Annotated in this window: 11 protein-coding genes, 1 pseudogene and 1 riboswitch; of the genes and pseudogenes, 11 read left to right on the forward strand and 1 reads right to left on the reverse strand. The window is 32.4% G+C overall.

The window, feature by feature from the left end:
- The first annotated feature begins 7 nt into the window (after positions 1-7).
- From EKQ63_RS13890 to EKQ63_RS13910, 5 genes are all read left to right on the forward strand, one after another.
- Positions 8-601, forward strand: coding sequence for a GNAT family N-acetyltransferase (locus tag EKQ63_RS13890; RefSeq protein ID WP_088327880.1), 594 nt, complete (start codon positions 8-10; stop codon positions 599-601).
- Positions 602-965: 364 nt separating this feature from the next.
- On the forward strand, positions 966-1,466 hold the full coding sequence (locus EKQ63_RS13895; protein WP_087953668.1) for a DUF3267 domain-containing protein: 501 nt from the start codon (positions 966-968) through the stop codon (positions 1,464-1,466).
- A gap of 304 nt (positions 1,467-1,770) precedes the next feature.
- Positions 1,771-2,541 (forward strand): ABC transporter ATP-binding protein, encoded by a 771-nt coding sequence (locus EKQ63_RS13900; protein WP_000404258.1) that lies wholly within the window; start codon positions 1,771-1,773, stop codon positions 2,539-2,541.
- Complete coding sequence (locus EKQ63_RS13905) at positions 2,516-4,447, forward strand: ABC transporter permease (protein ID WP_087953667.1); 1,932 nt, start codon at positions 2,516-2,518, stop codon at positions 4,445-4,447. The genes EKQ63_RS13900 and EKQ63_RS13905 overlap by 26 nt, the downstream gene beginning before the upstream one ends.
- A 66-nt stretch (positions 4,448-4,513) precedes the next feature.
- Positions 4,514-5,185 carry a lipoprotein BA_5634 family protein gene (locus EKQ63_RS13910; protein WP_143881148.1) on the forward strand — a complete coding sequence of 224 codons (672 nt, stop codon included), beginning with the start codon at positions 4,514-4,516 and terminating at the stop codon, positions 5,183-5,185.
- 74 nt (positions 5,186-5,259) lie between these two features.
- Here the strand turns inward: EKQ63_RS13910 and EKQ63_RS13915 are convergent, their stop codons facing one another.
- Entirely contained in the window at positions 5,260-5,601 is a 342-nt protein-coding gene (locus tag EKQ63_RS13915; RefSeq protein WP_087953665.1) for a DUF3914 domain-containing protein, read from the reverse strand.
- Positions 5,602-5,870: 269 nt separating this feature from the next.
- Here EKQ63_RS13915 and EKQ63_RS13920 point away from each other — a divergent pair, with 269 nt between their 5' ends.
- From EKQ63_RS13920 to EKQ63_RS13945, 6 genes and pseudogenes are all read left to right on the forward strand, one after another.
- Positions 5,871-7,112 (forward strand): esterase/lipase family protein, encoded by a 1,242-nt coding sequence (locus tag EKQ63_RS13920; protein WP_087953664.1) that lies wholly within the window; start codon positions 5,871-5,873, stop codon positions 7,110-7,112.
- Between the two features lie 87 nt (positions 7,113-7,199).
- Positions 7,200-8,228 (forward strand): homoserine dehydrogenase, encoded by a 1,029-nt coding sequence (locus EKQ63_RS13925; RefSeq protein ID WP_143881149.1) that lies wholly within the window; start codon positions 7,200-7,202, stop codon positions 8,226-8,228.
- 151 nt (positions 8,229-8,379) lie between these two features.
- Complete coding sequence (locus EKQ63_RS13930; protein ID WP_087953662.1) at positions 8,380-9,828, forward strand: MocR-like pyridoxine biosynthesis transcription factor PdxR; 1,449 nt, start codon at positions 8,380-8,382, stop codon at positions 9,826-9,828.
- 4 nt (positions 9,829-9,832) lie between these two features.
- On the forward strand, positions 9,833-10,747 hold the full coding sequence (ddlB, locus tag EKQ63_RS13935) for a D-alanine--D-alanine ligase (protein ID WP_087953749.1): 915 nt from the start codon (positions 9,833-9,835) through the stop codon (positions 10,745-10,747).
- Between the two features lie 72 nt (positions 10,748-10,819).
- Positions 10,820-10,925: riboswitch (TPP riboswitch) on the forward strand.
- Positions 10,926-11,048: 123 nt separating this feature from the next.
- Positions 11,049-11,738, forward strand: a complete 690-nt coding sequence (tenA, locus tag EKQ63_RS13940; protein WP_087953661.1) for a thiaminase II — start codon at positions 11,049-11,051, stop codon at positions 11,736-11,738.
- Between the two features lie 314 nt (positions 11,739-12,052).
- Positions 12,053-12,175: pseudogene (locus EKQ63_RS13945) on the forward strand (N-acetylmuramoyl-L-alanine amidase C-terminal domain-containing protein); the annotation flags it as partial.
- Positions 12,176-12,243 lie beyond the last annotated feature (68 nt).

The following is a 12,243-nucleotide window of genomic DNA, read 5'->3' on the forward strand; positions in this document are numbered from 1 at the left end:
GATTAACATGGGAGAAGAGAGTTTGACTAAGTTATTTAGAATAGATTGTGGAGATCTATACCTACAAGAGTTTACGGTCCATGATGCAGAGAGTATTTATCAAATAGCAAATCAACCGGAGATAGAAAAATTTTTACCGGACTGGAAATCAACGAAAGAACAACGAATTGTTTGGATTGCAAATTATGAAACACCTGCAAACAAAGCGTTTCTTGATGCTGTAAGAACTACGAATAACATAGATGACCATATATTAAAGCTAGGAATATTCAAGAAATCGACGAATGAATTTGTTGGATGGTGCTGCACAGGTATGAAAGACGAACTTCCTTCACCAAATAGAGAAATTATGTATGCTGTTTCAAGTGAATATCATAATAAAGGTTATGCGACGAAAGCGACAAAAAGCTTGATTAATTATTTGTTTAAAAATACAAATGTAGATGTCTTTAACGCAATTGCAGTAATAAACAACGCACCTTCAAATAAAGTTATTAAAAAATGCGGGTTTACTTATTTGAGTCAACAGACGATAGAAAATCAAATTTATAATCATTATGTATTGAGTAAATCCGTATGGATAAAAAATAGTGCTCTTTAAAAGGAGCGAGAATGCAAAAAAAGCTTAGAGCTAAAACTCTAAGCTTTTTTACATTTTGTGCTTTTCACCAAAAACAGATGTATCAAGTTGTACAGGCAAGAACCATTTTATAAACAACATATTCGAAAAGGGGTTTGGAAAATTTTGTCGAATGTATTCATCTGTGAAAACACTAAATTTTTACTCGAATTATTCTGTAAATGAATTACTTTAAGCTTTAATAAAAGCATAAAGGGAAAAAAGAGTTTGTAACTAAAATTAACGGTAAAGTTTTAGTGGAGTACATTTCTTAAAGTATGAAATAGTTTAAAAAAGGGGGAGAAAGCATATTATAATTTGGTTTCGTAACTTACCACAAATAAGTATGGATTTATCAGAATGGAATCCTTTTATACAGAATAATTGGCATAGGAAACATTATATGAAGTTTGTATATGTACTTCAAATCATTATTTTTCTAATTCCCAATTATTTTGGAGCAAGTTTCACTGATCTTAATATATTTTATCTTATCATCATAGGCATTTTGGTCTTCATTATTCATGAATGTCTACATATTATTGTCATAAATAATAAAGGTGATATTAGCTTAACCCGTAGTGGAATATTTTTTTGGCTAAATACGAATGCAATTCTATCCAAAGCGAGATTTTGGACCTTTATGAGTTTACCTATTATTGTACTATCGGTCATTCCGGCCATTATATCATCTTTTGTATCAGGCAATATTAAATCAATCTTATTATTTGTATGTTGGATAAATTCAATAATTTCTGCTTCAGATATATACAATTCTTTGTTAATTGCAATGAAACCGAAGCACTCAATTTTTTGTAGAGGGTATTATAAAGTGAAAGAGAATTAAAATGGTGAGTCAAATACATTTCAATTAAAGGCGTAAGTTAAAAATATAACTTTGGGAAGGAAAAGATCGATAAAGTAATCGGTCTTTTCTTTTTCGTATAATAAAGATAGGATATTGTATTTCCTACCACTATACAATTATTATAAGATAGTTATGCGTTAATTTTAATTTGTAAATAGTGTTATTATCAGTTTTTTTAGAAATCTTACAAGCGTGTAAGATAAATGAAAGATGAATCAATATGAGCGATAAGAGAATTCATTTACACTCTATTGTGAGAAGTGCAAATGAAGGGAGAATAGAAATGGAAATTTTACATGCGAAAAATATTAGTAAAGTATATAAAGGGAAAATACCTTTTAAAGCATTAGTAGATATTGATTTATCAATTCAAGAAGGTGAATTTATAGGGATCATGGGGCCATCTGGTAGCGGGAAAACAACGTTATTAAATATGGTATCTACTATCGACTCTCCAACATCGGGAGAAATAGTAATAAATGGTACGAATCCTTTCCAGTTATCATCTGAAGATTTGGCTTTATTCCGTAGAAAACAATTAGGATTTGTATTCCAATCATTTAATTTACTTAGTACGCTTACAGTGAAGGAAAATATCGTATTACCGATGACATTAGATGGTGTTTCTGTGCAAGAAATGAATAAACGAGTAGAAGAAATTGCAGAGAAATTAAATATTACAGATATATTAAGTAAAAGAACGTTTGAAATTTCAGGGGGACAAGCTCAAAGAACAGCAATTGCTCGTGCAATTGTTCATAAGCCGCAATTATTACTTGCTGATGAACCGACCGGGAATTTAGACTCTAAATCTTCAAATGATGTAATGGAGATGCTGGATACGCTTAATAAGGAAGAAAAGGCAACGATGATGTTAGTTACACATGATCCGTATGCTGCGAGTTTTTGCAGTAGAGTAATATTTATTAAAGATGGTCAACTATATAACGAAATTTATTGTGGTGAAAGCAGACAAGCCTTTTATCAAAAGATTATGGATGTTCTTTCTTTGTTAGGAGGGAAAAGGCATGACTTTTCGTCAGTTCGCATTTAATAATATTTTTCGAAATAAGCGTACATATGCTGCCCATTTTTTAAGTAGTGCATTTTCGATTATGATTTTCTTTACATATGCCCTTTTATTATTCCATCCTGATTTACAGGGGGAGTTGAAATCGACAAGTAAAACAATAAGTACATTTGGTACATTAGGATTTCAAATATCCCAAGGTTTGATTTTTGTCTTTTCATTTTTCTTTATTTTATATTCAGTGAGCTCGTTTTTAAAAACGCGTAAGAAAGAATTTGGCATTTTAATGATGCAAGGTATGTCAATGAGACAGCTTAAGCAGCTATTGTTAATTGAAAATATGTTAATCGGACTTGGTTCGATTTGTATTGGGATCCTCATTGGCCTCATATTTTCTAAACTAGTTTTACTAATCAGTGCCAGTGTATTAATGATTAGTAATGGTTTACCTTTTTATATACCAGTGCAGGCTGTATTATTAACAGTTTTCACGTTTCTTGTCTTATTTTTAATCGTTTCGTTAGTTACATTTAAAACGGTTAAAGTAACCGAACTTGTGGAACTTATTCAAGCTGGAGAAAAGCCAAAGCCTGAACCGAAAGCTTCAATAATATTATCGTTACTTTCTTTAATTAGTATAGGGTATGGATATATTTCAGTATTTCGCTTTATTCAAAATCATAGTTTTATCATGCTCGTAATGGGTGTGCTCTTAGTAATTATAGGAACGTACTTTTTATATACACAATGTAGCGTTTATATATTGCATCTTGCGAAAAGGAGTGAATTTTTCTTTTTAAAGAGAACAAATATATTAACGTTTTCAGAATTAATTTACCGTATGAAAGATAATGCAACTATGTTTTTTATAGTGTCTATTATTTCAGCAGTTGCTTTTACAGCAATTGGAACTACCGCTGCTATTGGGAATAAAGAATTGGTAAGAATGACAAACCCATATACGTTTCTTTATATAGGTCCTGAAAAAGACAAAGTGGTGGATAAACATCTCTCTATTATAAAAAAACATCTTGCTGATGCGAATATTCCATATCGAACAGCTTCATCTTCTTATAAATATACAGAAAGTAATGTATATGTAATGAAATTAAGTGAATATAACGAACTTGCGAGAGCGCTAGGGTATCAACAAGAAACGATTGAAAAAGAAGATGAAATATTACTAATCCCTGGAATGGTATCACAAAAACAAGAATTTAAAAATGGTGACTATAAAAAGAATATTGAAGTCATTGAAGGAGATTGGATAAAGACATTTCGTGTGAAAAAAGCTGTAGAAAATTTAGTTTTACCACATGATACTAGCGGTATTTTTATCGCGGTTCAAGATCGTGTATATGATGGTATTCCTTTTAATATCAATCAAGATGATGTAGTTATTCAACATCGTACATACGGATTTGTTGTAGATGACTGGATAAAGACGAAAGAAATTTCAAATCAATTAAATAGTATATTCAATGCAGATGCAAGAGAAGGTAATTTCTATTTTCAAGCTTTGACTTTAAGTTTGTTAGAGGCAAAACAAACGAATGGATTATTACTTATGGCAAGTGTTTTAGTTGGAATCGTCTTCTTCACATTTGCCGCTAGTTTTATTTACTTCCGGTTATATACTGATTTGGATCGGGATCAACAACAATATAAAATGATTTCGAAAATGGGATTAAGTAAGCGAGAGTTGAAAAAAGTTGTAACGAGACAGTTATTATTAATGTTCTTTTTACCGATTACCATTGCAGTAATACACACAGTGGTTGCTTATATGGCATTGCAACAATTAGTCGATTTTTCTATTTTAAATAGTTCTATTATAATTTTAATTTCATTTATCTGTATACAAGTTTTATATTTCTATATAACTCGTTGGCGTTATTTACAAAAGCTTTATAAAACTATGGAACAGTAGGGAATATGAGTAAGTAAGACTGCATAAAAGCATGTAAAAACAATTTGATTTATGAAAGGAACTGTGATGAAGAAAATATTATCTATTTTCATTTTAAGTATATTTATGTTAATAAGTTTAAGTGCATGCTCTAAAAATGAAAACAGATTTCCAGCTAACGGTGTATTAATCATTGGAGATGAAAATAATACTTTATCAATTATGAATCGTTATCAGGAAATTACGAAAGAAAATGAAGTGTTTTCTGTAAAAACGGGTACATTCGGAAATGGACAAGTTTTAATTTTAAATGAATCTACAGCACAAGCGTTGATTAAAACAAAGGTTTTTCGTGAAAGAGAGGATGGATCCAAATTTAGACCTATAGATACGTTACCTAAGTTACCAAAAGAAGGCTCGATTTTGTTAGCACAAGAAGATGAAAAAAATTTAAAAAGTATTGAATTAGAAGGAAAGGAGTTTGCTGTTAAATACGGTAGTGATGCTTGGATAGGTAACACTCGTAAATATCCAACACAAGCGTATGTAATTGTAGCAAAAGATAGTGTGTATAAAGAATTAAAAGCAAATGAAACGAAAATGCATCTTCTCCACCTGAACAAGTCTTTAGGTGATGAAAAACCTAAAATGTCGACAGATAATACATTAATAAATGAAAAAGTAAAAGTAGAAAAGTTAATTAAAGATCATCAAGGAGAAGTATCATTTCAGTTTGTAACGATTGGAGAAAAATCTTAAAAAAGAGTTCGAGGTTGATAGAAATTTTATCAATCTCGAACTCTTTTTACTTTAGAGCATTCATATAACATAGATTACATTACTTCATTTAATCGAGTCTCGCTCGTTTCTTCAATCGCATTTGAATTTTGAACTGAATTATTTTGAGCTTCTTTTTCTTTACGGGCTTTTTGTAGCATTTCAAGGATGATCCATAAAGGAACACCTTTATCCTTTAACATCTTCCATAAATCTAATTCATTAAATTTATGTTCAGGCTGTTTCATTTCTTTTTCGGATGAACGAATATCGAACTTGATAGGATCATTTACTTTCTTACTTTCAAGTTTAGTAGAAGAGATAGTATTATGCTCAAGATTAGATGGAGTTATTTTAGTAGGTTGAGATAATGTATGAATATTTAATCCGATTTGCATGCTTTTTCCTCCTTTTCAAGTAATGAGATTAGTTTTCTTATGGTTTTTAAATCTTTTTAACATGAGGAAACTATATCTAATTATAAATTCAAATAAACAGATTTACAAGGTGTATTGTAAAAAGTAAATGTTTACTTGAATTAATATTTATCAACATTTGTATATGTTTTCTATATATACAACGTATATAAAATACTTTACATTATGTTTAAGTTATTAAAGCATGCTGTAAAGTGAAAAATGTAAACGTTTTATCAGGGGGAGGAAATATGGGGAAGTTATTTTTAAAAATATGTTTTTTTGCATTAGTGGCTGTTTGTTCATTGGTAGCGAAAATAACATATGCTGAAGAGAGTCAACAAAATAATTATCCGATCATTTTAGTAAATGGGTTTGCCGGATGGGGTAGAGAGGAAATGCTAGGGGTTAAATATTGGGGGGGTGTTCATGATATACAAGAAGATTTGAAACGTAATGGTTATACAGTTCATACTGCAGCTGTTGGACCAGTTTCTAGTAACTGGGACCGTGCATGTGAATTATATGCCCAAATTAACGGTGGAACAGTAGACTACGGTGCCGCACATGCTGAGAACCATGGACATAATCGTTTTGGTAGAACTTATAGTGGTTTTGCGCCGAATTGGAGTGAAACAAATAAAGTTCATTTAGTTGGGCATAGCATGGGTGGACAAACGATTAGAACATTAGTACAGCTATTAAAAGAAGGCAGTTTTGAAGAAAAAAATTATGTGAAAAATCACCCAAACACCAAAATATCACCATTATTTGAGGGCGAGAAATCATATGTTCATAGTGTTACAACATTAGCAACTCCTCACAACGGTACAACACTTGCGGATGGTAGTCTTCTACTACCGTTCGTTAAAGATTTACTCATTACAGCTGCAAGTTTTGGAGGAAACGATAATTTATCACTATATGATTTTAAATTGGATCAATGGGACATAAAGAAAAATGTTGGAGAGTCCTTTTTCCAATACAGTAATCGTATTCTAAATAGTTCACTTTGGAAAAATACAAAAGATATAAGTCAATGGGATTTAAGTACAGATGGTGCAAAGGAGTTAAATAATTGGGTAAAGACGCAACCGAATGTGTATTACTTATCCTATAGTGGACATGCATCACAAGCGGCACCTATAACAGGTTTACATTTGCCTCATATAACGATGAATAAAGTGTTAATGGGGAATGCATTTTTCTTAGGTTCCTATGCAAGGTATGAAGAAAATCGTCCATTAATTGATACTACTTGGTGGCAAAATGATGGTGTAGTAAATACAAGTTCTATGATTGCACCTTCTTCTAATGCTACCGTAAATAATAATGAGTCATTACAGATTGGGAAATGGAATCATATCGAAACGAAAGCAAATTGGGACCATCTCGACATGGTAGGATTAAGTATTTCAGACACGTTAGGTTTTTCTAACATTCAAGAGTTTTATAGAACAATTGCTGAAAAGCTATCACGTTTACCGAAATAGGTAATAATAAAGCGCTCTCGATGGAATTCGAGGGCGCTTTATATTATATTGAAAGAGGGATTTGGTAGAAAAATATGGGGGGATATTATGAAAATTAAAGTTGTACTATCAGGATATGGAACAGTAGGAAGAGAGTTTATAAAATTACTACATGAAAAATGTTCATATATATATGAAACATATGGTATAGAGTTAGTTGTAAGTGGCGTATTAGGTAGAAATGTTGCAATACATAATGAGGATGGATTATCTATTCATAACTTATTAATGTATGGTAGCAGTAGTGCTGCAATTGAAAAGTATATAGAATATCATCCGGAGGAACGTGCAACAGATAACATAAGTGGTACAGTGCTGGTGGAATCAACAGCTACAAACCTTAAAGATGGAAATCCAGGGAAACAATATATAAAACAAGCGATTGAAAAACAAATGGATATAGTAGCAATTTCAAAAGGTGCGCTTGTTACAAACTGGAGAGAAATAAATGAAGCTGCAAAAATCGCAAATGTACGAATTCGATATAGTGGTGCAACTGCTGCGGCATTACCGACACTTGATATTGGTCAATTTAGTTTAGCTGGTTGCCATATTGAAAAAATAGAAGGAATATTAAACGGGACTACAAATTATATTCTTTCGAAAATGAATGAGGAAGATATTACGTTTGAAGAAGCACTGAAAGAAGCGCAAAGTAAAGGGATTGCTGAAACGAACCCAATATTAGATGTAAGTGGTTCTGATAGTGCGTGTAAATTGTTACTTTTGACAAACAGTTTAATGGGAACAGAAAATACGCTTACCGATATACAAATAAAAGGAATTGAACATGTTACACAACAACAAATTCGAAATGCTAAAGAACATAAAAAATATATTAAATTAATAGCTTCAGCATATAAGGATAAGGATGGTAAAGTGGCTCTTCATGTGGAACCGCACGAAATAGATAAAGATCATCCGCTAGCAAATTTAAATGGGACAGAAAAAGGGATTACGTTCTTTACAGATACGATGGGACAAGTTACTACAATTGGTGGTGCTTCTAATCCACGTGGAGCCGCAGCAGCAGCTTTAAAGGATGTTATAAACTTATATCGAAAAGATTTGTCCTAACTGGTGAAGTCTAATAATCAGTGGGGATGAATATTCTCACTGATTAAAGTTTCATTTTATAAGGCCGTACCGCCCTTAATAAAAAATACATATGTAGTGGACCTTTTGAGAATGAAATAAATATGCAAAAATGATTGCAGGGGGTAAGGAATTGTTTAAAGATTTTAAAGTTGTGAAAGATCGTCCCGTTTATATTCAATTGAAAGATTATTTGAAAAAGATGATTATGAAAGGGCATTTGCTCGGGGATCAAAAAATCCCTTCAACAAGGGAACTAAGCGAATTACTAAGTGTGAGCAGAAATACTGTACTCGCTGCTTATGCCGATTTAGAGCAAGAAGGACTCATTTATGCAGTTAAAGGAAAAGGAAATTTTGTTGCGAAGGTTGATATTTCAAACACTTCGTCTGTTGAAATAGATTGGAAAAATAAACTTAATACAGTTACCTTATTAGCGGATGAATTAGATTTAATGAAACATGGTGTCCGCTGGGAAAAAGGAATGATTGTTTTTAATAGCATTGCTCCGGACGAAAAGCTATTTGACGTGGAAAATTTCAAAAGAGCTTTTCTTACTCGTATGTCCATTGAAGGTGATGTCGTATTAAACTACGGCTACGCAAAAGGTTATAGACCGTTAATGAACTATCTACTTCATTATATGGAAATGAAAGGTGTAGATATTTCAAATAAAGATATATTAATTACAAATGGATTTACCGAAGGATTGGATATTGTACTTTCCTCATTATCGAAGAAATCAGGGCGGGTTATTTGTGAGAATCCAACTCATCATGCTGCGTTGAAGCTTTTCCGTTTACATGGACTTGAAGTGCATGGAATAAATATGAATGAAGATGGCATCGATACGAATGAAGTAGAAAAAAGTTTGCGTAAAAAGGATTTTGATTTCGCGTATTTAATTCCTTCTTATCATAATCCAACTGGTATTGTCACGAGTTCGGAGAAAAGAACGGAACTGATGAGATTATTTTCAAAATATAAAATTCCTATTATAGAAGATGGATTTAATGAAGAACTACGTTATTCAGGTTCACATTTAGCACCATTATTAACTTTTGCTGGTGCTGGTAATAATGTGATTTATATTAGTAGCTTTTCGAAGGTACTTTTCCCTGGTTTACGTGTAGGATGGATTATTGCAGATAAAGAACTAATTCATCATTTAGAAAGTGTAAAAAGAGCAAGAACGATTCACACTTCTACATTAGATCAAGCTGTTCTATTTCAATATTTACATGAAGGATATTTTGAAAAATATTTAAAAAAGGCAAGATCAGTTTATAAGAAAAAATATGAGTTAGCTGTTGGGGCATGTAACGAGTACATTCCGTTTCAAAGAATGACCGGTGATGGTGGCCTCCATTTATTTATAGAGTTAGAAGAAAAAATTCATGCCCGTACGCTTTTGCAAAAGTGTTATGAGCAAGGGGTTACATTTTCTCCTGGAGATGTTTTTTATTCTGATGGAGGAGGAGCGAACACGTTTCGATTAGGATTTTCACGTCTGAAAGAAGAAGACATAGTTCGGGGAATCAAAATAATTGGTGATACAATAAAAAATGAAATTTGGAGTTGAGGAAATGAGAATTGGCGTTATTATGGGTGGAGTATCTTCTGAAAAACAAGTATCAATTATGACTGGAAATGAAATGATCGCACATTTAGATAAAAGTAAGTATGAAATAGTTCCAATTACGTTAAACGAAAAAATGGATTTAATCGAAAAAGCGAAGGACATTGATTTCGCGCTGCTCGCATTACACGGAAAATACGGAGAAGATGGGACAGTTCAAGGAACGCTTGAAAGTTTAGGTATTCCTTATAGCGGAAGCAATATGTTATCTAGCGGTATATGTATGGACAAAAATATTTCGAAAAAGATTTTACGTTATGAAGGAATAGAAACACCAGATTGGATTGAACTTACAAAAATGGAGGATCTTAATCTTGATGAATTAGATAAATTAGGATTTCCTTTAGTGGTAAAACCAAACTCTGGTGGATCGAGTGTTGGGGTGAAAATTGTCTATGATAAAGACGAATTAATTTCAATGCTAGAAACTGTGTTCGAATGGGATTCTGAAGTAGTAATAGAGAAATATATAAAAGGTGATGAGATTACATGTTCCATTTTTGATGGTAAACAGTTACCTATCATTTCAATTCGACATGCAGCGGAGTTCTTTGATTACAATGCGAAATATGATGATGCAGGTACTATTGAAGAAGTTATTGAACTTCCAGCTGAATTAAAAGAACGTGTAAACAAAGCGTCACTGGCTTGCTATAAAGCATTAAAATGTAGTGTTTATGCAAGAGTTGATATGATGGTGAAAGACGGTATTCCATATGTAATGGAGGTTAATACATTACCAGGGATGACACAAGCAAGTTTACTACCGAAAAGTGCAGGTGCAGCGGGAATTCATTATAGTAAACTATTAGATATGATTATTGAAACTTCATTAAGAGTAAGAAAAGAAGAAGGGTTTTAAGTAGTGGTATTATGAATACTTTTGACAGTAACATGAAGTGTGTTATGATGAATACAATACGATAATTAAATATTTATCCACTAGGGGGGCCTATTATAGGCTGAGATCAAATGGGAATTTGAGACTCTTAGTACCTGATCTGGTTAATGCCAGCGTAGGGAAGTGGAAAAGACATTGCTATTTTATGTATAAATACTGTCAATTTCACTTTCTTTACGCCTGTAAAGAAAGTTTTTTTATTTTAAAGCGTTAATAGCTGTGGATAAATACTTATATTAAATGAATTATTGGAGGAATTTAAATGACTTTTTCACAATCATTGCGTAAAGAAGTAGATTCAATTTGGGAAGCTAGTTTTCATCATCCTTTTGTAAAAAAACTTGGTGAAGGAACGTTAGATTTAGCTAGTTTTCGCTATTACGTGCTTCAAGATTCATATTATTTAAGTCACTTTGCTAGAGTACAAACATTAGGAGCTGCAAAAGCACTGGAATTAGAAACGACAGCTCGTATGGCACACCATGCCCAAAATACATATGAGGCGGAATTATCATTACATGAGAATTTTGCGAAGAAACTAGGGATAACACAAGAAGAAAAAGATAATTTTATCCCTGCTCCAACTGCATACGCATATACTTCACATATGTATCGTGCTGCGTACGAAGGACATTTAGGCGATATCATTGCAGCCATTTTACCTTGTTATTGGTTATATTATGAAATTGGTGAGCGTTTAAAAGAGTGTCAGCCAGAAGAGCCAATTTATAACGAATGGATTTCTGCTTATGGATCTGATTGGTTCCGTACATTAGTTGAAGAGCAAATTACACGGTTAGATACTATCGCTGAAAAAGTAACTGAATCAGACCGTAAGCGAATGAAACAACATTTTATTATTAGTAGTCAATATGAATATTCATTTTGGGAAATGGCTTATACTTTAGAAAAGTGGCCAGTGGATACAGACGTAAAAGATGTAATTGGATAAAAATGAAAGTAACATTATAGATAGGTATGGATAATGCCTATCTATATATTTTTTCTTGCTAGATTTGCGTAAAGTTGATAGTGTTACGGATACGGCAAAATGTCATATCGATAAGTTAGTTAAGTTAATTTTTTGCGCATTAACTGGTTAAACTTCTGCCACATTTATCCCGCTTTAATGGGCAGTAAGACCCCCACCTCAAAATTCAGCGAAAGCAAAGAAGTTAGGCGGGGATCAACTGCCCATAAAAGTCCGATTGGTGAGGGCTGATAATCAGTGGGGATGAAGAAACCCCCCACTGATTAAAGTTTCACTTTATATTACAAACAAACGGATTAACATATTTCGTTACTGCTCCAACTTCAGATGAACAGCGTAATGGAATGAAATTCTACCTTGAACGTAAAGGGTACGGCATCATGGTTATTGAGAAATGAATTGAACTTAGTAAGCATGAAGATATAACACTAGAATTCAAATTTTATAATTTCTATTTATAAAAATG

Origin of the sequence: Bacillus sp. BD59S (assembly GCF_007363175.1) — a bacterium.
GTDB classification, from domain to species: Bacteria; Bacillota; Bacilli; order Bacillales; family Bacillaceae_G; genus Bacillus_A; species Bacillus_A pacificus.

Coding starts and splice junctions, on each gene's coding strand:
- tenA (WP_087953661.1), top strand. CDS start 11,049: ATGACTTTTTCACAATCATTGCGTAAAGAAGTAGATTCAATTTGGGAA.
- EKQ63_RS13895 (WP_087953668.1), top strand. CDS start 966: ATGGATTTATCAGAATGGAATCCTTTTATACAGAATAATTGGCATAGG.
- EKQ63_RS13925 (WP_143881149.1), top strand. CDS start 7,200: ATGAAAATTAAAGTTGTACTATCAGGATATGGAACAGTAGGAAGAGAG.
- EKQ63_RS13905 (WP_087953667.1), top strand. CDS start 2,516: ATGACTTTTCGTCAGTTCGCATTTAATAATATTTTTCGAAATAAGCGT.
- EKQ63_RS13915 (WP_087953665.1), bottom strand. CDS start 5,601: ATGCAAATCGGATTAAATATTCATACATTATCTCAACCTACTAAAATA.
- EKQ63_RS13890 (WP_088327880.1), top strand. CDS start 8: ATGGGAGAAGAGAGTTTGACTAAGTTATTTAGAATAGATTGTGGAGAT.
- EKQ63_RS13920 (WP_087953664.1), top strand. CDS start 5,871: ATGGGGAAGTTATTTTTAAAAATATGTTTTTTTGCATTAGTGGCTGTT.
- EKQ63_RS13900 (WP_000404258.1), top strand. CDS start 1,771: ATGGAAATTTTACATGCGAAAAATATTAGTAAAGTATATAAAGGGAAA.
- EKQ63_RS13910 (WP_143881148.1), top strand. CDS start 4,514: ATGAAGAAAATATTATCTATTTTCATTTTAAGTATATTTATGTTAATA.
- ddlB (WP_087953749.1), top strand. CDS start 9,833: ATGAGAATTGGCGTTATTATGGGTGGAGTATCTTCTGAAAAACAAGTA.